The sequence below is a fragment of the Stenotrophomonas sp. 62841_Sma genome (assembly GCF_056482945.1).
Genome location: NZ_CM151224.1, coordinates 336,603 through 357,500, shown reverse-complemented (window position 1 = coordinate 357,500; position 20,898 = coordinate 336,603). Strand labels below are relative to the sequence as shown.

The window sequence follows — 20,898 nt, the reverse complement described above, 5'->3', positions numbered from 1 at the left end:
CTTGCTTTAAAACAATTAATAGTTGCTTGATCAAACGTCTGCAAGATGGACAATCATCCTTCCTGCAGGCGCCTTCACAAGATACCTGCGCATACTTTCAAAGATCTGGGGAAGTGGCCTCAGCGCCGTTCCCGTGTGCTGCGAAGTTTCCTTCGTAGCGAGCCGCCCATTATGCCAGACTTTTTCAGTCCGTCAACACCTTCGTTCGATCATCTCGTTCGGCGGTGGTGGGCGCCCTGTTGTCGCTGAAGCCCCTTGGTGGCGACCCCTGCGACGGGGGAAGAGAAGTATGTCCCCATTCGCATCATTTGTGAAGGGGGTGTGGCGATTTTTTTCAACGGATGTTGCATCCGTTCATCCATCGCGCTGCGGTAGGAACCCACGAAGCGCAGCCAAGCGTGGGCTTGGCTCTACAAGAGCATAAGGAAGGGCCGGCTGCGCCGGCCCTTCCCTGGTGTCAGGCAGCGACCAGGCGCACGCGGGCGAAGGTGCGCTTGCCGACCTGCAGCAGGCCTTCGAAGCCCGGCTGCAGCACCTGCTGGCCATCTTCCACGACTTCGCCGTCCACCTTCACCGCGCGCTCCTTGAGCTTGCGGTTGGCTTCGGAGTTGCTCGGGGTCAGGCCGGCCGCGGTCAGCAGTGCGGCGATACGCAGGCCTTCGGCCGGGATCGCCACGTCCTGCAGCGGCAGCTGGGTGATGTCGCCCTGCCCGGTCACCGCCGCTTCCCAACCGGCAACCGCCTGTTCGGCCGCTGCGGCGTCATGGAAGCGGGTCGCCAGTTCACGCGCCAGGCGCAGCTTGACCACGCGCGGGTTCAGGCCGCCATTGGCCACCTGCTCGCGCAGCTGTACGGCTTCGGCCTGGCTGATGTCGAAGGACAGCAGCTCGATCCAGCGCCACATCAGGGTGTCGTCCACCTTCATGGTCTTGGTGACGATGTCGATGGCCGGCTCGCTGATACCAATGTAGTTGCCCAGCGACTTGGACATCTTGTTGACGCCGTCCAGGCCTTCCAGCAGCGGCATGGTCAGCACCACCTGCGGCTTCTGGCCGTGGTGTTCCTGCAGGCCACGGCCCATCAGCAGGTTGAACTTCTGGTCGGTGCCGCCGAGTTCGACGTCGGCTTCCAGGGCCACCGAGTCGTAACCCTGCACCAGCGGGTACAGGAACTCGTGGATGGCGATGGACTGCTGGGCGGCATAGCGCTTGGCGAAGTCGTCGCGCTCGAGCATGCGCGCCACGGTGTGCTGGCCGGCCAGGCGGATCATGTCGGCCGCGCCCATCTTGCCGAACCACTCCGAGTTGAAGCGGACTTCGGTACGGTTGCGGTCCAGCACCTTGAACACCTGCTCTTCATAGGTACGGGCATTGGCCAGCACGTCGTCCTTGCTGAGCGGCTTGCGGGTCAGGCTCTTGCCTGACGGATCGCCGATCATGCCGGTGAAGTCGCCGATCAGGAAAATGACCTGGTGGCCGAGGTCCTGGAACTGGCGCATCTTGTTCAGCAGCACCGTATGACCCAGGTGCAGGTCCGGTGCGGTGGGGTCGAAGCCGGCCTTGATCCGCAGCGGGCGGCCTTCCTGCAGGCGCGCACGCAGATCCTCGAGCTTGAGGATCTCGTCGGCACCACGGCCGATCAGGGCAAGGGCTTCTTCAATCGAGGACACGTGACTACTCCCGGCAACGCCGATTCTTGTGTGGGGTGTTAAAGCAAAGTTAACCCGATTGGCTTCACAAAAGCCAATGGGCACAAGGGTTTGACGCGGTTTTCTCAGGTGTCTATGGTAACCGGCGATCAGGCCCGCGCTCCCGGGCTGCCAGGAAAAAACCGCCGATGCACAATTCCGAACAAGGGCGCGCACGCAAGCAGCGCTTCCAGGAACGCCTCCACGTCCTGCACGACAACGCCCTGCATCGGAAGCTCAGGCAACATCTTCCCGCCGCCTTCAATGAGCGCTGGACCCGCCGCCATTGGATGCATGCCAGCCTGTTCGCGACCATCGGCGCCCTGGTGGCGACGATCGTTCCCGGCTTCTCGCACACCATCGATGCGCCCTTCGCCGACAGCCATACCAGCCTGGCGCTGCCGTTGCCGCCGCTGACCATGGCCCGCCAGCAGCAGGTGCCCGGTGACAGCTGGCAGGTGCTGCGCGTGCAGCGCGGCCAGACCCTGAGCGACCTGTTCGACAAGGCCGGCATCCCGGCTACCACCCTGCACCGGGTGCTGGACCATCCGGGTGCGCGCGAGGCGCTGACCAAGCTGCGCCCGGGTGCCGAGATCGCCTTCGACATGCCGCTGTCCGGCGACCTGCGCAGCATCCGCTTCGACCGCGATGCCGACAACCGGGTCGAGCTGAGCCTGTCCGGCGACGACATCAAGGAGAAGGTGACCAAACGCGAGACCTCCACGCGCACCGTGGTCACCAGCGGCGAGATCACCAGCTCGCTGTACGCCGCGGCGCGCCGGGCCGGGCTGTCGCCGTCGGCGATCGCGACGATGACCGACGACATCTTCAAGTACGACATCGACTTCTCGAAGGACCTGCAGCCGGGCGACCGCTTCAGCGTGGTGATGGATGAAACCTGGCGCGAAGGCGAGAAGGTGGACACCAGCAAGATCCTGGCGGCGACCTTCACCACCGGTGGCAAGACCTATTCCGGCTTCCGCTTCGACCGCAACGGCAAGTCCGAGTACTACGACATCAACGGCCGTTCGCTGAAGAAGAGCTTCATCCGCATGCCGATCCCGTTCGCACGGCTGAGCTCGACCTTTGGCGCGCGTAAGCACCCGGTGCTGGGCAAGATGCGCATGCACAAGGGCGTGGACTACGCCGCGCGCACCGGCACCCCGATCATGGCCGCCGGCGACGCCCGCGTGCAGTTCGCCGGGGTGCAGCGCGGCTACGGCAACGTGGTGATCCTCGACCACGGCCGCGGCCACACCACCCTGTACGGCCACATGTCGCGCTTTGCGAACATCAAGACCGGCCAGCGTGTGGCCCAGGGCACGGTGATCGGCTATGTCGGCTCTACCGGCCTGGCGACCGGCCCGCACCTGCACTACGAATTCCGCGTCAACGGCGAGCACCGCAACCCGCTGACCGTGACCATGCCGCCGCCGGAGCCGCTGAAGGGCGCCGAGCTGGTCGCCTTCCGCGCGCAGACCGCACCGGCGATGGCCCGCATCCAGGGCATGGAGAAGCTGATCTACGCCGACGCCAGCCCGGCACCGACCAGCCGCGACGAGGCCGCCCCCGAGGTTGCCAGCGCCAAGGACAAACAGGCAACCGGCCGCAAGCGCGGCTGAGCCCTGCGTTGACGAAGAAGGACGCGGCAGCCCAAGCTTGCCGCGTCCTTTTTTTATGCCTGCCATGAATACAACTGCCGACAGCGACGCCCCCCTGTACCTTGGCCTGATGTCGGGCACCAGCGCCGACGGCATCGATGCCGCACTGGTGCAGTTCCCCGCCATTGGTGGCTGCCGCTTCGTGCATGGCCTGACCGCCCGCTGGGAGCCGGTGCTGCGGGCGCGGCTGGTGGCACTGGGCGAAGGGGGCCCGCTGGACTCGCTGGAGGAGCTGGGCGAACTGGACGCGCGGATCGCGATCAGCTTCGCTGAAGCCGCCAATCAACTGCTGGCCGAGGCCGGCGTGGACCGCAGCCAGGTCCGCGCGATCGGCTCGCACGGCCAGACCGTGCGCCATCGCCCGCTGGCCAATCCGGCCTTCACCGTACAGCTGGGCGACGGCAACCGCATCGCCGAGCTGACCGGGATCACCACGGTGTGTGATTTCCGCCGCCGCGACGTGGCAGCCGGAGGCCATGGTGCGCCGCTGATGCCGGCCTTCCACCTCGGCATGCTGGGCACGGCTGATGAAGACCGCGCCGTGCTCAACCTGGGCGGGATCGCCAACCTGACCCTGATCCCGCGCGAAGGCGCGGTGCGTGGCTTCGATACCGGCCCGGCCAACGCGCTGATGGATGCCTGGTGCCAGCGCCACACCGGCCGCACCTTTGATGCCGACGGCGCGTATGCCGCCAGTGGCGCGGTGGACGAGAGCCTGCTGGCGGGTTGGCGTTCGGAGCCGTGGTTCGCGCTGCCGCCGCCGAAGAGCACCGGCCGCGAACAGTTCCACCTGGCTTGGGCCGAGGCCCACATGGGCGAAGGCCAGTACGCTGCCGCCGATGTGCAGGCCACCCTGCTGGAGCTGACTGTGGCGACGGTGGCCGATGCGCTGCTGGCGCAGCAGCCGCAGACCCGGCGCCTGCTGGTCTGCGGCGGCGGGGTGCGCAACCGGCAGCTGATGAAGCGGCTGGCTGCACGGCTGCCGGGGGTGCAGGTGGAGTCCAGCGCGGTGCATGGGCTGGACCCGGAGTACGTGGAAGCGATGGGCTTCGCCTGGCTGGCGCAGCGGACGATGGACGGGCTGGCCGGCAACCTGCCGAGCGTGACCGGGGCGACGGGGCCGCGGATCCTGGGGGCGATCCACCTGGCGTGAGGTGGTCATCCACGCATGGCGTGGATCTACCGGGAACGGCGGTCGAGCGTGGCTCGACGCTACATGGGCACTAATCGAAGCCCTGCCCTGCGGGCAGGGCCTGCAGGGCGGCGATGGCGTCGGAGAGCGCGTCCACTTCGGGATCGCCGAAGCCGGAGCGGACCTCCAGTTCACTGCTGAACAGGCCCTGCTCCAGCAAGGCGGCGCAGGTCTGTTCGTGGGTCCAGCCGCGGGCAACCGCGACACGTCGGATACGTTCCAGCAGCAGCGGGTCCAGGTCCCGCAGCACAACGTCGGCCATGCTCACTTCCCCGTTCGCAAGGCACCGCCCCCTCGGCGCGTCGGGGGCGATGATCCCGCAGACCGGGCGGGCAGGCAATCAGGTGGCGCTTGCGGCCTGGCGACGACGCTGCTGCAGGATCAGCAGGGCGCACAGGATCACCACCGGGATCGCCACCAGCGCGGTACCGACGAAGAACAGCGCGTAGCCTTCCAGCAGCGTCCGGCCCTGTGCGAGCGTCTGTACCGACCACCCCGAGAGCCCCTTGAGCGCCTTGCCTGGCATCGCGTAGAACGAACTCAGCAGCGCGTACTGGGTTGCGGTGTATCCGATGCTGGTCAGGCTCGACATATAGGCGATCAGCGCCGTACCGGCGAAACCGCTGGCGAAGTTGTCGATTGCCATGGCCACGGCGAAATGGGTGGTGTCCGGGCCCGAATAGGCCAGCCAGGCAAACGCCAGGTTGGAGGCCGGACCCAGCACGGCACCCACCATCAGCGCCGCCAGCACTCCCCAGCGCACCGAGACCAGGCCCGCCGCAGCAATGCCGACGAAGGTCGCGACCAGACCCACCGAGCCTCGCACAGCGCCAACGGTGTCCTCGTCCAGGCCGAGATCGACGTAGAACGGGTTGGCCATCGGCCCCATGACGAAGTCGGCCATGCGATAGACGCTGATGGCCACCAGGATCAGGATCGCACCACTACGATGCTCGCGGACGAAGGCGATGAACGGCCCCGCCACGGCGTCGAACAGGCCCCGCGGCGTCCACAGCGAGGTCGCCTGAGCCTGCACGGCAGCCACTTCCCGCGCGGGCTCACGGGCCATGACCACGGCCACCACGCCAAGCGCCATGAGGACGGCCATGATCTCGTACGAGACCTGCCAGCCGACACGGGCCGCGATGATCAGGATCAGCGCATCGGTCACAAGCAACGCAGTGCGATAGCCCAGCGCCGAGGATGAGGTCAGCAGGCCCAGCTGCTCGCTGTTGTCAGCACTTTCAATGCGCCAGGCATCGATGACGATGTCCTGGGTGGCCGAAGCAAACGCCACGATCACGGCCATCACGCCGAACACGACGATGTGCTGCCAGGCGATACCCAGGAACTGGATCTGGCCCCCCTTGGGCTGGACCAGCGCCATGCCGACCAGGCCCACCACCACGACCAGCTGCGACAGCAGCATCCAGCCACGGCGGCGGCCAAAGCGACCGAACAGAGGCACGTCGGTCTTATCAACGATCGGCGCCCACAGGAACTTCATGGTGTAGGCCAGCCCGACCCATGACAGGAAACCGATCGTGCTCAGCTCGATGCCTTCCTTGCGCATCCAGAAGCCGAGCGTGTTGCCCACCAGATAGATCGGCAGGCCGGAACTGAAGCCGAGCAGCAGCATCGCCAGCACCTTGCGCTGGCTCAGGTTGGACACCACCTGCTGCCACGGCCGACGCGGCTTGGCAGCCTCGGTCACAGGTCGTAGTCCACGATGAACGGCGCGTGGTCGGAGAAGCGCTCGTCGCGGTAGATCGAGCAGCTGCGCAGGCGGTCACGCAGGCCCGGGGTGATGAACTGGTAGTCGATGCGCCAACCGACGTTGTTGGCACGGGCGGCGCCACGGTTGCTCCACCAGGTGTAGTCCTCGCCGGTGGGGTTGAGCAGGCGGTAGGCATCGGCCCAGCCACGGCCGGCGGCGACATCGGTGGCCTGGCCATGGTCGGCGCACAGGGCATTGAGCCAGTCGCGCTCTTCCGGCAGGCAGCCGGAGTTCTTCTGGTTGGACTTCCAGTTCTTGATGTCCAGCGCCGAACGCACGATGTTCCAGTCGCCGCACAGCACGTAGTCGCGGCCGCTGCGCGCCCACTCCTCGAGGATCGGCCGCAGCCATTCCATTACTTCGAACTTGAAGCCCTGGCGCAGGTCGCCCGAGCTGCCCGACGGAATATAGAAGGAGACCACGCTGAGGTTGCCGTAGCGCGCCTCGATGTAGCGGCCTTCGTCGTCGAACGGGGCCCAGCCCAGCGAGGTGATCACCTGGTCCGGCTCGCGCTTGCTGTAGATCGCCACACCGCTGTAGCCCTTCTTGGTGATGGCGTCGCGGTAGAAGCAGTGGTGGCCGTCCGGGCGGAACATCGGGTCGGTCAGCTGGTCTTCCTGGGCCTTGGTCTCCTGGATGCACAGGACGTCGGCGTCCTGGGCCCGGAACCAGTCGAGGAAGCCCTTGGTCGCGGCGGAACGGATGCCATTGGCGTTGAAACTGATGATGCGCATGCGGGGGACCTGCGGCGGGAAACCGGGCAAGCATACCGGTTGCCCGCGGGGCTGCGCAGTCCGCCAGGCCGGGCCGCGACACCCTTCACAGGGCCCCGGACGAGCGCGAAACGCCCAGCTGGATTAGGATTTGTGCTCCAAATGAAGATGAATCGAGTTTTGATGAGCGACCACCGCCACCGTTTCCTGCAGCTGGCCCTGACCGCCGACGCCCTGCGCTTCGGCCAGTTCACCCTCAAGTCCGGCCGGCTGAGCCCCTATTTCTTCAACGCCGGTCGTTTCGACTCCGGTTCGCTGCTGTCGCAGCTCGGCGCCTGCTACGCCGATGCCATCGATGCCACCGGGATCAAGTACGACGTGGTGTTCGGCCCGGCCTACAAGGGCATTCCGCTGGCCACCGCGATGGCCTGCGAGCTGGCCCAGCGTGGCCGCGACCTGCCGCTGTCGTTCAACCGCAAGGAAGCCAAGGATCACGGCGAAGGCGGCCAGCTGATCGGCGCCGACATGAATGGCAAGCGCGTGCTGATCGTCGACGACGTGATCACCGCTGGCACCGCGATCCGTGAAGCGCTGGGCATCATCCGCGCCGCCGGTGGCACCCCGGCCGGCATCGTGGTGGCGCTGGACCGCCAGGAGATCGCTTCGGAAACCGATCGCCGTTCGGCGGCGCAGTCGGTGGCCGAGGAAGCCGGCATTCCGGTGATCGCCGTGGCATCGCTGGCCGATCTGCTTGATTTCGCCTCCGGCAACCCGGAACTTGTGGGTTACCGGCAGCCGCTGGAAGCCTACCGGGCCCAGTACGGCGTCCGTTCGATCCGCTGACCGACCCAGGGGAAAGGTCATGTCCCGAGTTCCTGCTGTGCTCTTTGCCGGCCTGCTGCTGGCCGTGCCGTTCACCGTACCGGCGCAGTCGCGCGACAGCGGCAAGACGGAAAAGAAGCTGTACTGCTGGAACGAGGGCAAGGAGCGGATCTGCAGTGATTCGCTGCCGGCCGACGCGGTCAACCATGCCCGCGAGGAGTTCAACGCGAAGAGTGGCCTGCGCAATGCGCAGGTCCAGCGCGCGTTGACCGACGAAGAGCGCGCCGCCGCCAGCACGGAGGCGGCGCAGCAGCAGCTGGACCTGATGGCCGCGCAGACCCGCCAGCGCACCGAGCAGGCGATGCTGACCACCTATGGCAGCGAGGACGACCTGCGCCGGGTGTTCGCCGAGCGCCAGGAAGTGCTGGACAACAACCTGAAGACCGCCGAGTACAACGTCACCAGCCTGCGTGAGTCGCTGGTGGCGCTGCTGGCGGCCGCAGGTGACCGCGAACTGGCCGGTGGCAAGGTGGCCGACAAGCAGGCCGAGGCGATCCGCCAGCGGCACGTGCAGCTGCAGTCGCAGCAACGGCTGCAAGCCGGGTTCCTGCAGCAGCAGCAGGCGTTGAAGGCCGAGATCGACAGCACCCTGCAGCGCTATCGCGAGCTGAAGGGGCTGGTGCCGGCGAGCCAGGCTCCGGCGGGCTGACCACGCTCCCGTCGCCGGGCATGGCCCGGCGCTACCCAGGGCCTGGTTACGGATTGGCCCACGGAATTTATGCACTCTTTACGCGTCGGCCCGGTCCGGCGCGTAGTGCGTTTATGGGGGGCAGGACGACGATGACGGCCTGAGGTGGAGGGGTTCCACCAGGACGCTATTGCAATGTCCCCCTGGCTGTCGTTGTTGTGTGGCGTGCTGGTGCTGGTCGCCGCCGCCTATCTCCTTTATGTCGTGCTGCGGCCCGAGTCGTTCTGAGCGGAGCCGGCCATGACTGAGATGCTTGTGATTATTGCCGCCAGCCTGCTGCTGGCGTGGCCGCTGGGCCTGTACCTGGCCCGCGTGATGCGTGGCACGCCGATGAAGGTCGACGTGCTGTTCCACTGGATCGAGAAACCGCTGTACAGGGTGTTCGGGGTCGATCCGTCGCGCTCGATGTCCTGGCGCGGCTACGTGCTGGCCTTCGTCCTGAGCAACGTGGTGGTCGCGGTACTGACCCAGGCGGTGTTCATGACCCAGGCCTGGCTGCCACTGAATCCGGACCAGATCCCGAACATGCGCTGGGACACCGCGCTGCACACGATGATCTCGTTCCTGACCAACACCAACCAGCAGCACTATTCGGGTCAGGCGCAGCTGTCCTATCTCTCGCAGATGACCGGCATCACCGGCCTGCAGGTGGTGACGCCGATGATGGGCCTGGCACTGGCGGTGGCCACACTGCGCGCGTTGTTCGCGCGTTCGCCGCAGGCCGCAGCGGCCAATGGTCCCGGTGATGACCGCCAGGTGGCGGTGGGCAACTACTACGTGGACGTGGTGCGCCTGTGCGTGCGCTTCCTGTTGCCGCTGTGCCTGGTGTGGACCCTGCTGCTGACCAGCCAGGGCGTGCCGTCGACGATGACCGGTGGGCCGCAGGCCACGCCGATCGACGCCAGCGCCGGCATGGCCGAACAGAAGCTGCCGCTGGGCCCGGTCGCGGCGATGGTCGCGGCCAAGCAGCTGGGCGCCAACGGTGGCGGCTGGTACGGCCCGAACAGCAGCTTCCCGCTGGAGAACCCGACCCCGCTGTCGAATGCGCTGGAAATCGTCGGCATCCTGTTGGTGCCGATGGCAGTGATCTTCATGATCGGTGCGTTCACCGGCCGACGTCGCTTCGGCGCCCTGGTGTTCAGCTGCATGCTGGGCATGTCGCTGCTTTCCACCGGCGCGATGATGTGGAGCGAAGGACATAGCGCCAGCGCCGCCACGCCGCTGCTGATGGAAGGCAAGGAAGTGCGCTTCGGCGCCGATGGCACCGCGCTGTGGGCGGCGGTGACCACCCAGGTCTCCAACGGCTCGGTGAACGGCATGCACGATTCGCTGGCGCCGCTGAGCGGTGGCATCGCGATGGTCAACATGCTGGTCAGCGCGATCTGGGGCGGCATCGGCTGTGGCCTGCAGCAGTTCATCGTGTACCTGCTGCTGGGTGTGTTCCTGGCCGGGTTGATGACCGGGCGCACGCCGGAACTGTTCGGCCGCAAGCTGGAGACGCCACAGGTACGCCTGCTGGCCCTGCTGGTGCTGCTGCAGCCGATCACCCTGCTGGTGTTCACCGCAATCACCCTGGCCGTGCCCGGCCTGGCCGGCACCTCCAACCCCGGTTTCCATGGCATCAGCCAGGTCTTCTACGAGTACGTCTCGGCCTACGCCAACAACGGCTCGGGCTTCGAAGGGCTGGGCGACGCCACGCTGTGGTGGAACCTGAGCTGCTCGCTGGTGCTGCTGCTGGGCCGCTTCCCGCTGCTGATCATTCCGCTGGTGGTGGCCGCACAGCTGGCCGCCAAGCGCCAGGCGCCGGAATCTGCCGGCAGCCTGCAGATCGAAACCCCGACCTTCGCCCTGACCCTGGTCTCGGTGATCGTCATCCTGACCGTGCTGCAGTTCATGCCGGCGCTGGTACTCGGCCCGATCGCCGACCACCTGAGCCTGGGACTGCACTAAGGACACCCTGATGAGTACCCAAGCAAGCTCAACCCGTAGTACCCATGCAGCGCGCCCTGCCCTGCTGGATGGCGCCGGCCTGCGCCGTGCGCTGGTCGAAGCGGTTCTCAAGCTGTCGCCGATGCATCTGCTGCGCAGCCCGGTGATGGCGGTGGTGATGGCCGGCACGATCGTCGCCGCGATCGTCACCCTGACCGGCAACGCGCCGCTGGGCTTCGGCCTGGCGGTGACCGCGATCCTGCTGGTGACCGTGCTGTTCGGCAACTTCGCCGAAGCCGTAGCGGAAGCGCGTGGCCGTGGCCAGGCCGCCTCGCTGCGGCGTGCCCGCCAGGACCTGGTGGCACGCCGGCTGGCGGCGCCGCAGCCAGGCGCCGCCGAAACCCAGGTGCCGGCCGCCGAGCTGCGCCCGGGCGACCACGTGATCGTCAGTGCCGGTGAGCTGGTGCCGGCCGATGGCGAGATCGTGCAGGGCCTGGCCACCATCAACGAAGCCGCGGTGACCGGCGAATCGGCGCCGGTGCTGCGCGAGGCCGGTACCGACCGCTCCGGCGTGATCGGCGGCACCAAGGTGCTGTCCGACCAGATCATCGTGCGGGTGACCGCCGAACCGGGCCACAGCTTCCTGGACCGGATGATCGCGCTGGTGGAAGGCGCCAACCGCCAGAAGACCCCGAACGAGATCGCGCTGACCCTGCTGCTGGCGGCGATGACGCTGACCTTCCTGGTGGTGGTGGCAACGCTGCCGGCCATTGGTGCCTCCGTGGGCGTCAAGGTCGACCCGCTGCTGCTGATCGCGCTGCTGGTGTGCCTGATCCCGACCACCATCGGCGGCCTGCTGCCGGCCATCGGCATCGCTGGCATGAACCGTGCGCTGGCCGCCAACGTGCTGGCCAAGTCGGGCAAGGCGGTGGAAGTGGCCGGCGACGTCGACGTGCTGCTGCTGGACAAGACCGGCACCATCACCTACGGCGACCGCCAGGCCAGCCACTTCCATCCACTGGCCGGCATCGATGCCAGCCAGCTGCGCGAGGCGGCACTGCTGTCCTCGCTGGCCGACCCGACCCCGGAAGGCAAGTCGATCGTGCGCCTGGCGCGCGAACAGGGCTGCGCTACCGCCGAACCGGACCACGCCGAGTACCTGGCGTTCAGTGCGCAGACCCGCATGTCCGGCGTGGACCTGGAACATGGGCGGCAGATCCGCAAGGGTGCCGCTGATGCGATCCGTGCCCACGTGCAGGCGCTGGGCGGCAACGTGCCGGCGGAACTGGCCGGGCGCGTCGAGCAGGTCGCGCGCAATGGTGCCACCCCGCTGGTGGTGGCCGAGGGCCGCCATGTGCTGGGCGTGATCGAGCTGTCGGACGTGGTCAAGCACGGCATGCGCGAGAAGTTCGCACAGCTGCGGGCGATGGGCATCCGCACGGTGATGATCACCGGCGACAACCCGCTGACCGCCGCCGCGATCGCTGCCGAGGCCGGCGTCGACGACTACATCGCCGAAGCGCGCCCGGAAGACAAGCTGGCACGCATCCGCCAGGAACAGGCCGGTGGCCGCCTGGTGGCGATGGTCGGCGATGGTACCAACGACGCGCCGGCGCTGGCGCAGGCCGACATCGGTCTGGCGATGAACTCCGGTACGCAGGCGGCGAAGGAGGCCGGCAACATGGTCGACCTCGATTCGGACCCGGCCAAGCTGCTGGCGGTGGTGGAAGTAGGCAAGCAGCAGCTGATCACCCGCGGCGCGCTGACCACCTTCTCGCTGGCTAACGACGTCTCCAAGTACTTCGCGATCCTGCCGGCGCTGTTCGCCGCGGCCGTTCCGACCATGGCCGCCTTGAACGTGATGCAGCTGTCGAGCCCGCGCAACGCGGTGCTGGCAGCGCTGATCTTCAACGCTCTGGTGATTCCCGCCCTGATCCCGCTCGCCCTGCGTGGCGTGCGCTTCCGCCCGGCCACTGCAACCGCACTGCTGCGCCGGAACATGCTGGTGTACGGCCTCGGCGGCGTGCTGCTGCCGTTCGCAGCGATCAAGGCGATCGACCTTCTTCTTGTCCTGGTATTCGGCGTATGAACCGTACTGCTTCCACCTCCACCTCCCTGTCCCGCGAAGCAAAAGCCGAGGCCCGCGTGGCCAGCCTGCAGGACGGCGCCAGCTGGCGCCCGGCGATCGGCCTGGGCCTGGCCACCCTGCTGCTGGCCGGTGCGGCCTACGCCGGTATCGCCACCGGTTTTGCCGGCCTGGCCTACCCGACCCAGGCCGAGGGCAGCCTGCTGCGCGATGGCAACGGCCAGGTACGCGGCTCGGCGCGGCTGTCGCAGCCGTTCACCGGTGACGGCTACTTCCAGGCACGTCCGTCGGCAGCCAACTACGACCCGATGGCCGCGGCCGGTTCCAACATGGCGCGCAGCAACCCGGCCCTGGCCGAGCGTGTTGCCGCCAGCACCGCTGCGGTGGCCGCGCGCGAAGGCGTCACCCCGGCGCAGGTACCGGCAGACCTGGTCACCCAGTCCGCCGGTGGCCTGGATCCGCAGCTGTCGCCGGCCGCGGCGCAGCTGCAGGTGGCACGCGTGGCGCGCGCCCGTGGCCTGCCGGTGGAACGCGTGCAGGCACTGGTGCAGGCGCATACCGAAGGTCGCCAATGGGGCCTGTTCGGCCAGCCGCGGGTGAACGTGGTGACGCTGAACTTCGCGCTGGACCACGCGGCCAAGGCACCGTGATGCCGGCCTGCACCGGCTGCGCGCACAATGGCACCCATGACTGATGCGCGTACCCGCCAGGCCGATGCCCTGGTCGAAGGCCTGCAACGCGAAGCCGGCGGCAAGCTGACCGTGTTCCTCGGTGCGGCGCCGGGCGTGGGCAAGACCTACACCATGCTGACCCGCGCACAGGAACAGCTGCGCCGCGGTGTCGACCTGGTGGTGGGCCTGGTGGAAACCCACGGCCGCGCCGATACCCAGGCGCTGCTGGAGGGCCTGCCACAGCTGCCGCTGAAGGCAGTGGCCTATCACGGCCACACCCTGCAGGAGATGGACCTGGATGCCGTGCTGGCACGGCATCCGGCGCTGGTGCTGGTGGACGAACTGGCCCATCGCAATGCGCCGGGCAGCCGCCATGAGCGGCGCTGGCAGGACGTGATGGAGCTGCTGGACGCCGGCATCGACGTCTGGACCACGGTCAACATCCAGCATCTGGAAAGCCTCAATGATGTGGTGATGCGCATCACCGGCGTGCGGGTCAGCGAGACCGTGCCCGATGTCGTGCTCGACCGCCTGCACGACATCGTGCTGGTCGACCTGCCGCCGCGCGAACTGATCGCGCGCCTGCAGCAGGGCAAGGTCTATGTGCCCGAACAGGCCGCACAGGCCCTGCAGGCATTCTTCTCGCCGGCCAACCTGACCGCGCTGCGCGAACTGGCGATGCAGGAAGCCGCCGACCGCGTCGACAGCAGCCTGCGCGAAGCACGGGCGGCACGCGGTGAGAGCAACCTGCCGCTGCGGCGTGGCGTGCTGGTGGCCATTGATGGTGGCGGCCAGAGCGAGTACCTGGTGCGGGTGGCGCGACGCATCGCCGAACGCCGCGACGCGCCGTGGACGGTGGTGACCGTTCAGGGCCGGCGCCAGGATGACGCGACCCGACGCGAAATCGATGCGGCCTTCGCACTGGCACGGCGGCTGGGCGGCGACGCCGAACTACTGCACGGATCGAGCATCGCCGATGCCCTGCTCGACCATGCCGCACATAACGGCGTGTCGACCCTGGTGCTCGGCCGGACCCGAGAACGTCCGCTGGCGCGGATGTTCAACCGCACCCTGACCCAGCAGCTGATCCAGCGCGGCGCGCATTACGAGATCACCATCATCAGCACCCCGCAGGCACGTGCGCGCTCGCGCCGCGAGGGCCTGCTGCCGCCGGTGCGCGGCATCAGCTACGAACCGGCGCAGGCACTGATCGCCACCGCGTTGGCCTGTGCGGTGGCATGGCTGGCCGAACGCTGGGTGGGCATGGCCGACCTGTCGATGGTGTTCATCGTGGCGGTGGTGCTGGTCGCTGCGCGCACGCGCGCCAGCGTGGCGGTGATGGCGGCGATCCTGTGCTTCCTCGCCTACAACTTCCTGTTCATCGCGCCGCGCTTCACCTTCGCCATCGGTGCACGCCAGGGCGTGATCACCGTGTTCCTGTTCCTGGCCGCGGCGCTGGTGGCCGGACGCCTGGCCTCGCGCCTGCGCATGCAGGTGATCGCGCTGCGTGCAGCCAACCGCCATGCGCGTGCGCGCCAGCAGCTGGGCCGCCAACTGGCCAGTGCCGCCGGCAACGGCGAGGTGGCGCAGGCGGGTCGGCATGCACTGGAACAGGCCATGGACGTGCCGGCATGGCTGCGGATCGGCGCCGATACCGCAACCGGTGGCCGCAGCCAGCCCGGCGACACCGACCTGGCCGCCGCCGACTGGGCGCTGCGCCATGGCCAGCCCAGTGGCCGCTTCACCGACACCCTGGCCGGCGCGCAGTGGTGGTTCCTGCCGTTGCTGGATGGCGAGGACCGCGCGATCGGCGTGGCCGGCCTGTACCTGCCCGGCGCACAGGCGCGCCTGCTGCCCGAACAACGGCAGCTGGCCGAAGCAATGGTCGATGACATCGCGCAGGCCGCGCTGCGCACGCGGCTGGTGGCCGAACTGGAGCAGGCGCACGTCAGCAACGAGACCGAGCGACTGCGCTCGGCGCTGCTCTCTTCGGTGTCGCACGACCTGCGCTCGCCACTGGCGGCGATGATCGGCTCGGCCGACAGCCTGGCCAGCTACGGTGCGGCAATGGATACGGCCGATCGCCGTGCCCTGCTCGACACCATCCTGGTCGAGGGCGAACGGCTGGACCGCTACATCCAGAACCTGCTGGACATGACCCGCCTCGGCCACGAGGGATTGAAGATCAACCGCGACTGGATCGGCGTGGACGAACTGATCGGCTCGGCCGCACGGCGCCTGCAGCGCTACCAGCCCAAGGTGCGGCTGGAGCTGGACATTCCGGCTACGCTGGGGCCGATCTGGGTACACCCGGCGCTGGTCGAACAGGCGGTGTTCAACGTGATGGAAAACGCGGCCAAGTTCTCACCGCCGGATGCTGCCGTGCAGGTGCAGGCGCGTGAACTGGACGGCCAGCTGCGCATCGACGTGATCGATGCCGGCCCCGGCATTCCCGACGACGAGCGTGCGCGCATCTTCGACATGTTCTACAGCGTCGAACGCGGTGACCGTGGCCGCCACGGCACCGGCCTGGGCCTGACCATCTGCCAGGGCATGATCGGCTCACATGGTGGCAGCGTGCAGGCGCTGCCCGGACGCGACGGTCGCGGTACCCTGATCCGCATCACCCTGCCCCTGCTCAAGCCAGCCTCCCACGATGAGCCCGACCCCGATTGATGCCAGCGTACCGGCCGCGCGCGTGCTGGTGATCGATGATGAAACCCAGATCCGCCGGTTCCTGGACATCAGCCTGCGCGCGCAGGGCTACCAGGTACGGCAGGCCGCCACCGGTCAGGAAGGCCTGCAACTGGCCGCCAGCGAGGACATGGATCTGGTGATCCTGGATATCGGCCTGCCGGACATGGAAGGCCACGAGGTGCTGGAACAGCTGCGGCAGTGGAGCCAGGTGCCGGTGATCATGCTGACCGTGCGCGCCGGCGAAGCCGAGAAGGTACGGGCGCTGGACACCGGCGCCAACGACTACGTGACCAAGCCGTTCGGCACGCAGGAGCTGATGGCGCGGGTGCGGGCGCTGCTGCGCACCCGCAGCGTGCCCAGCGACGGCACGCCGCCGGTGTTCGACGACGGCCACCTGCATGTGGACCTGGTGCGCCGTGAAGTGGCGCTCGACGGCGAGCCCGTCGCATTGACCCGCAAGGAGTACGCGCTGTTGTCGCTGCTGCTGCGCAACGCCGGGCGGGTGGTGACCCAGCCGCAGATCCTGCAGGAGATCTGGGGACCGACCCACCAGCACGACACCCACTACCTGCGCATCCTGGTCGGCAAGCTGCGGCACAAGCTGGGCGATTCAGCGCTGGATTCGCGCTACCTGTTCACCGAACCGGGCGTGGGCTTGCGGTTCAAGGGGTAGTGCCGGCCGCTGGCCGGCAACCTCCTGAACCCCAGAACCATCCTGTGGTTGCCGGCCAGCGGCCGGCACTACCCGATCGATCCAATCCCGATCAATCAGAACCCCAGCGGGGTGTCGCCCAGCACTGGCTGCAGCTGGCTGCGGAACAGCGCCTGGATGCGTTCCAGCGCCGCCTCGTCATTGCCCTCGAAGCGCAGCACCAGCACCGGCGTGGTGTTGGAGGCGCGCACCAGGCCCCAGCCATCGGGGAAGTCCACGCGCAGGCCATCGATGGTCGACAACCGACCGCCCACATACGGGTTGTCCGGCGACTGCGCCGCCGCCACCAGCATCGCCACCAGCGCGTGCGGCGTACCGTCGGCCACCGGCACCTTCAGTTCCGGCGTGGCCACCATCTCCGGCAGCTCTGCCAGTACCTCGTCCGGAGTCTCCTCGCGCTGGGCCAGGATCTCCAGCAGGCGCGCAGCCGCATACAGGCCATCGTCAAAACCGAACCAGCGCTCCTTGAAGAAGAAGTGGCCGCTCATCTCGCCAGCCAGCTCGGCATCGGTCTCGCGCATCTTCGCCTTCATCAGCGAATGCCCGGTCTTCCACATCAGCGGGCTGCCACCATTGCGCAGCACGTGGTCGGACAGCTTGCCGGTGCACTTCACGTCGTAGATCACCATCGCGCCCGGATTGCGCATCAGCACGTCGGCGGCGAACAGCATCAGCAGGCGGTCGGCATAGATGATCTTTCCTTCGCCGGTGACCACGCCCAGGCGGTCACCGTCGCCATCGAAGGCGACGCCGAGATCGGCACCGAAGCGCTTCACCGTCTGCACCAGGTCTTCCAGGTTGGCCGGCTCGCTGGGGTCGGGATGATGGTTGGGGAAGGTACCGTCGACATCGCAGTACAGCGGGATGACTTCCGCACCGATCGCTTCCAGCAGCTGCGGCGCCAGCGCGCCGGCCACGCCGTTGCCGGCATCGGCCACGACCTTCAACGGGCGGTCCAGCTGCACGTCGTCGGCGATGCGCTGGATGTAGTCGGCACTGACATCGCGCTGCTGGTAATCGCCCGGCTCGGCGGCCTGTACCAGGCGGCCTTCGACGATGCGCTGGTACAGATCGGTGATGGCATCACCGGACAACGTCTCGCCGCCGATGACCACCTTGAAACCGTTGTACTCGGGCGGATTATGGCTGCCGGTGACCGCCACGCAGGTGCCGGTACGCAGATGGAAGGCGGCGTAGTACACGACCGGGGTCGGTGCCAGGCCGATGTCGATCACCGCGCAACCGGCGCGCCTCAGGCCCTCGGCCAACCCTGCGGCCAGTTCCGGGCCGGACAGGCGGCCGTCGCGGCCGATCACCACCTCGCGCAGGCCCTGCTCCAGGGCCACGGTGCCGATGGCCTGGCCGATCAGCGCCGCCGTTTTCGGCGTCAGTTCACTGCCAACCACGCCGCGGATGTCGTAGGCGCGGAAGATACCGGCCGCCAGTTCCTCGGCCGGAACCGGTGGCGGGGGCGGCGGTGCACTTTCAGTTGTGCTGGCCTCGGCCACCGGCGGCGGCGCCATCTGCAGGCTCTCGCTCAGGGTCGGGCCATGATCGGCTTCCGCCACGGTCGCCCGGCGCGGCAGCGGCAGCGACTTCGGCAGGCGGCCGCGCCCCACCACCAGCAGCACGGCGATGAACGCCAGCAGCAGCGCAACGATGGCGCTGGCCAGCGAACCCAGGCCCAGCGGACCAGGTTCGACATTGGGTACCGCGGCCACCAGCCGCAACGGCGTCCCCGAAATCGGCCGCGCCAATGCTTCGGCGCTTTCGGCCAGGCCGGCTTCGCCCTGGGCGACGAGGTCATGCGCGCCCTGGCGCAGGCCAAGGAAACCGGCCGATGGCGCACTCACCTGGTCCAGCGGCGAGGTCAGCCGCAGCAATGGCTGGCGCACGTAGAGCACCGCCGGGCCGAGACTGCCCAGTTGAACCGGCGCTGCCAGGCCCAGGCGATTGCCACCGCCATCGCGGACCACGCGCAGGCTGGGCTTGCCTTCGGCCAATGCCGCTTCCAGCAGCGCCAATCGGGCATAGCCAAAGGCGGCCGGGTCGGCGTAGGCGTTGGCCAGATCGGCCGTCAGTACCTCGGCGTGCTCGACGCCGGTCCAGCTCTCGCGGACCGCGAGTGCCGCCGCAGCGGCATCACCGGCCTGCAGCGCCTGCTGCACGCGCTCGTTCTTCAGCTGCTGCTGCAGCTGCTTCAGCTGGCCGGCAGCGGCCTCCTGCAGGCCCTGCACGGCCTGGTCACGTGCAGCTTCCAGCGCCTGGCCGTTGGCCTCCTGGCGCCATTGCTGCACTGCGCTCCATCCGAACCAGCCGGCCAGCAGGATCAGCAGCACCCCCAGTAGTGGCGCACTGCGTCCCAACGACCGTCCCCGCTGTCCTTCCCCGATGCCGCTCATCGATGTCCCCCGTCAACGCACCCCGGTATGGCCGAATCCACCCGTTCCCCGCACGCTGTCGGTGAAAGTATCCACCACCTGCAGGCTGACGCGGGCAATCGGCACGATCACCAGCTGCGCGATGCGATCGCCCGGCTCGATGGTGAAGGCCTCGCGGCCACGGTTCCAGACGCTGATCAGCAGCGGGCCCTGGTAATCGGCGTCGATCAGGCCGGTGCCATTGCCGAGCACGATGCCGTGGCGATGGCCCAGCCCCGAGCGCGGCAGGATCACCGCGCACAGGTTCGGGTCGGCAATGTGGATGGCCAGGCCGCTGGGCACCAGCGCGGTGTCGCCCGGCTGCAGGGTCAGCGCGGTATCCAGCGCCGCGCGCAGGTCCATGCCGGCGCTGGCTTCGGTGGCGTAGGCCGGCAGCGGCCAGCTGTCGCCGAAGCGCGGATCGAGCAGCTTGACCTGCAGCGGTTGGGAAGTGAAAGCCTGGTTCATGCCTGGAGTCTCCGCGCGATCAGCGCCAGCAGTTGTTCGGCCAGCTCACGCTTGGAGGTGGCCGGGAATACCTGTTCACCGTCCTGCCAGAAGGCCGTGGCGGCATTGTTGTCGCTCTCGAAACCGCCGCCGCTGATGCCGACCTGGTTGGCGATCACCAGGTCCAGGCGCTTGTCGACCAGCTTGCCACGTGCGTATTTCTCCACGTCGTGGGTTTCGGCGGCAAAGCCGACCACCAGCTTCAGCGACTGCGTCTGCGCAGCCACCTCGGCAAGGATGTCCGGCGTGCGCACCAGTTCGATCACCAGCGACTGGCTGTCGGCGGTCTTCTTCAGCTTCTGCGGCGCGACCTGGCGCGGCGTGTAGTCGGACACTGCAGCGGCACCGATATAGATGTCGGCCGGCAGCGACTTCAGCACGGCATCGCGCATCTGCGCAGCCGAGCGCACGTCCACACGCTGCACGCCGGGCGGCGTCGGCAGCTGTACCGGGCCGCTGACCAGCACCACCTGAGCACCCATCGCGGCGGCGGCCGCGCCCAGGGCAAAGCCCATCTTGCCGCTGCTGCGGTTGCCGACATAGCGCACCGGATCGATGTCTTCATAGGTCGGGCCGGCGCTGATCAGCAGGCGCAGGCCCTGCAGCGCGCGGGTTTCCGGCGCGGCAACGGACGCCGCGCTGCTGCCATTGGCGGCCAGCGCGGCCACGATGTCGCCCGGTTCGGCCAGACGCCCCGGACCGGACTCGCCTTCGGCCAGCGGGCCATCGACCGGGCCGATCACCTGCGCGCCGCGCTGACGCAGCAGGGCGATGTTGGCCTGGGTGGCCGGGTGCAGCCACATGCGATGGTTCATCGCCGGGCAGATCGTCAACGGCGCGGTACTGGCCAGGCACAGCGTGCTGACCAGGTCATCGGCGTGGCCCTGGGCCAGCCGGGCCAGCAGATCGGCGGTTCCCGGGGCAACCACGATGCGGTCGGCCCAGCGCGCCAGCTCGATGTGGCCCATGGCCTGTTCGGCGGCGCTGTCCCACAGCGTGGTGCGGGTGGGCTGCCCGGACAGGGCCTGGAAACTGAGCGGAGTGACGAACTGCTGGGCACCGGCGGTCATCGCCACCTGCACCTGGGCACCGGCGTCGCGCAGGCGCCGCACCAGTTCCAGGGCCTTGTAGGCCGCGATCCCGCCTCCGACGCACAACAGCAGTTTCTGACCTTCCAGCGCGCGGGCCTGCGCGGGGGAAGCGTTGGGGGAGTCAGCCACCTGGAATTCCTGTGCAAACGAGGGCGCTAGCTTACCCGATGGTCGGTAATGTCCCG

17 protein-coding genes are annotated in these 20,898 nt (G+C 68.1%); 10 read left to right on the top strand and 7 right to left on the bottom strand.

All coding sequences use genetic code 11. The annotated features are described in order from the left end of the window. Nucleotides 1-457: 457 nt before the first annotated feature. Nucleotides 458-1,669 carry a tyrosine--tRNA ligase gene (tyrS, locus tag ACZK5G_RS01615; RefSeq protein ID WP_107433503.1) on the bottom strand — a complete coding sequence of 404 codons (1,212 nt, stop codon included), beginning with the start codon at nt 1,667-1,669 and terminating at the stop codon, nt 458-460. Between the two features lie 167 nt (nt 1,670-1,836). Between tyrS and ACZK5G_RS01610 the strand changes: the two genes are divergently transcribed. Both ACZK5G_RS01610 and ACZK5G_RS01605 read left to right on the top strand, forming a co-directional pair. Beyond that, on the top strand, nt 1,837-3,309 hold the full coding sequence (locus ACZK5G_RS01610) for a M23 family metallopeptidase (protein ID WP_279913192.1): 1,473 nt from the start codon (nt 1,837-1,839) through the stop codon (nt 3,307-3,309). Between the two features lie 64 nt (nt 3,310-3,373). Continuing rightward, nucleotides 3,374-4,501: an anhydro-N-acetylmuramic acid kinase gene (locus ACZK5G_RS01605; protein WP_164081310.1), complete on the top strand. Its 1,128-nt coding sequence runs from the start codon at nt 3,374-3,376 to the stop codon at nt 4,499-4,501. A 70-nt stretch (nt 4,502-4,571) separates the two neighbouring features. On the opposite strand, the gene ACZK5G_RS01600 is transcribed toward ACZK5G_RS01605, so the two are convergent. From ACZK5G_RS01600 to ACZK5G_RS01590, 3 genes are all read right to left on the bottom strand, one after another. Further along, entirely contained in the window at nt 4,572-4,802 is a 231-nt protein-coding gene (locus ACZK5G_RS01600) for a hypothetical protein (protein WP_005420465.1), read from the bottom strand. Nucleotides 4,803-4,880: 78 nt separating this feature from the next. Beyond that, nucleotides 4,881-6,254: an AmpG family muropeptide MFS transporter gene (locus ACZK5G_RS01595; RefSeq protein WP_032128445.1), complete on the bottom strand. Its 1,374-nt coding sequence runs from the start codon at nt 6,252-6,254 to the stop codon at nt 4,881-4,883. Further along, on the bottom strand, nt 6,251-7,051 hold the full coding sequence (locus ACZK5G_RS01590; protein WP_014035707.1) for an exodeoxyribonuclease III: 801 nt from the start codon (nt 7,049-7,051) through the stop codon (nt 6,251-6,253). Before ACZK5G_RS01590 ends, ACZK5G_RS01595 begins: the two co-directional genes overlap by 4 nt. A 162-nt stretch (nt 7,052-7,213) precedes the next feature. On the opposite strand from ACZK5G_RS01590, the gene pyrE reads away from it, so the two are divergent. The 8 genes from pyrE (at nt 7,214) to ACZK5G_RS01550 (ending at nt 16,656) form a co-directional block, all read left to right on the top strand. After that, a complete protein-coding gene (pyrE, locus tag ACZK5G_RS01585) occupies nt 7,214-7,873 on the top strand; it encodes an orotate phosphoribosyltransferase (RefSeq protein ID WP_010486876.1) in 660 nt (219 codons plus the stop codon). A gap of 19 nt (nt 7,874-7,892) precedes the next feature. Next, the gene (locus ACZK5G_RS01580) at nt 7,893-8,561 is read left to right on the top strand and encodes a hypothetical protein (RefSeq protein WP_049421490.1); all 669 of its coding nucleotides are present in this window, start codon (nt 7,893-7,895) and stop codon (nt 8,559-8,561) included. A gap of 174 nt (nt 8,562-8,735) precedes the next feature. Next, nucleotides 8,736-8,828 (top strand): potassium-transporting ATPase subunit F, encoded by a 93-nt coding sequence (locus tag ACZK5G_RS01575; protein WP_005407770.1) that lies wholly within the window; start codon nt 8,736-8,738, stop codon nt 8,826-8,828. Nucleotides 8,829-8,840: 12 nt separating this feature from the next. Next, on the top strand, nt 8,841-10,550 hold the full coding sequence (kdpA, locus tag ACZK5G_RS01570; RefSeq protein WP_478465109.1) for a potassium-transporting ATPase subunit KdpA: 1,710 nt from the start codon (nt 8,841-8,843) through the stop codon (nt 10,548-10,550). Between the two features lie 10 nt (nt 10,551-10,560). Further along, nucleotides 10,561-12,618 (top strand): potassium-transporting ATPase subunit KdpB, encoded by a 2,058-nt coding sequence (gene kdpB / locus ACZK5G_RS01565; protein ID WP_478465107.1) that lies wholly within the window; start codon nt 10,561-10,563, stop codon nt 12,616-12,618. Next, nucleotides 12,615-13,265: a potassium-transporting ATPase subunit KdpC gene (gene kdpC / locus ACZK5G_RS01560; protein ID WP_478465105.1), complete on the top strand. Its 651-nt coding sequence runs from the start codon at nt 12,615-12,617 to the stop codon at nt 13,263-13,265. The genes kdpB and kdpC overlap by 4 nt, the downstream gene beginning before the upstream one ends. A 36-nt stretch (nt 13,266-13,301) precedes the next feature. Next, a complete protein-coding gene (locus ACZK5G_RS01555; RefSeq protein WP_478465103.1) occupies nt 13,302-15,962 on the top strand; it encodes an ATP-binding protein in 2,661 nt (886 codons plus the stop codon). Further along, nucleotides 15,943-16,656, top strand: a complete 714-nt coding sequence (locus ACZK5G_RS01550) for a response regulator transcription factor (RefSeq protein WP_004153862.1) — start codon at nt 15,943-15,945, stop codon at nt 16,654-16,656. The genes ACZK5G_RS01555 and ACZK5G_RS01550 overlap by 20 nt, the downstream gene beginning before the upstream one ends. A gap of 95 nt (nt 16,657-16,751) precedes the next feature. Here ACZK5G_RS01550 and ACZK5G_RS01545 read toward each other — a convergent pair whose 3' ends face one another. From ACZK5G_RS01545 to coaBC, 3 genes are read right to left on the bottom strand one after another with little or no spacing between them, the layout of a single operon-like run. After that, entirely contained in the window at nt 16,752-19,097 is a 2,346-nt protein-coding gene (locus ACZK5G_RS01545) for a phosphomannomutase/phosphoglucomutase (RefSeq protein ID WP_478465101.1), read from the bottom strand. A gap of 12 nt (nt 19,098-19,109) precedes the next feature. Beyond that, a complete protein-coding gene (gene dut / locus ACZK5G_RS01540) occupies nt 19,110-19,583 on the bottom strand; it encodes a dUTP diphosphatase (protein ID WP_478465099.1) in 474 nt (157 codons plus the stop codon). Next, complete coding sequence (coaBC, locus tag ACZK5G_RS01535; RefSeq protein ID WP_478465098.1) at nt 19,580-20,842, bottom strand: bifunctional phosphopantothenoylcysteine decarboxylase/phosphopantothenate--cysteine ligase CoaBC; 1,263 nt, start codon at nt 20,840-20,842, stop codon at nt 19,580-19,582. The genes dut and coaBC overlap by 4 nt, the downstream gene beginning before the upstream one ends. Nucleotides 20,843-20,898 lie beyond the last annotated feature (56 nt).

Bases quoted from the DNA above. Each gene is read 5' to 3' on its own strand.
- ACZK5G_RS01610 (WP_279913192.1), top strand. From the start codon at position 1,837: ATGCACAATTCCGAACAAGGGCGCGCACGCAAGCAGCGCTTCCAGGAA.
- ACZK5G_RS01545 (WP_478465101.1), bottom strand. From the start codon at position 19,097: ATGAGCGGCATCGGGGAAGGACAGCGGGGACGGTCGTTGGGACGCAGT.
- ACZK5G_RS01600 (WP_005420465.1), bottom strand. From the start codon at position 4,802: ATGGCCGACGTTGTGCTGCGGGACCTGGACCCGCTGCTGCTGGAACGT.
- pyrE (WP_010486876.1), top strand. From the start codon at position 7,214: ATGAGCGACCACCGCCACCGTTTCCTGCAGCTGGCCCTGACCGCCGAC.
- kdpB (WP_478465107.1), top strand. From the start codon at position 10,561: ATGAGTACCCAAGCAAGCTCAACCCGTAGTACCCATGCAGCGCGCCCT.
- kdpA (WP_478465109.1), top strand. From the start codon at position 8,841: ATGACTGAGATGCTTGTGATTATTGCCGCCAGCCTGCTGCTGGCGTGG.
- ACZK5G_RS01590 (WP_014035707.1), bottom strand. From the start codon at position 7,051: ATGCGCATCATCAGTTTCAACGCCAATGGCATCCGTTCCGCCGCGACC.
- ACZK5G_RS01580 (WP_049421490.1), top strand. From the start codon at position 7,893: ATGTCCCGAGTTCCTGCTGTGCTCTTTGCCGGCCTGCTGCTGGCCGTG.
- ACZK5G_RS01550 (WP_004153862.1), top strand. From the start codon at position 15,943: ATGAGCCCGACCCCGATTGATGCCAGCGTACCGGCCGCGCGCGTGCTG.
- kdpC (WP_478465105.1), top strand. From the start codon at position 12,615: ATGAACCGTACTGCTTCCACCTCCACCTCCCTGTCCCGCGAAGCAAAA.
- ACZK5G_RS01555 (WP_478465103.1), top strand. From the start codon at position 13,302: ATGACTGATGCGCGTACCCGCCAGGCCGATGCCCTGGTCGAAGGCCTG.
- ACZK5G_RS01575 (WP_005407770.1), top strand. From the start codon at position 8,736: ATGTCCCCCTGGCTGTCGTTGTTGTGTGGCGTGCTGGTGCTGGTCGCC.
- dut (WP_478465099.1), bottom strand. From the start codon at position 19,583: ATGAACCAGGCTTTCACTTCCCAACCGCTGCAGGTCAAGCTGCTCGAT.
- ACZK5G_RS01605 (WP_164081310.1), top strand. From the start codon at position 3,374: ATGAATACAACTGCCGACAGCGACGCCCCCCTGTACCTTGGCCTGATG.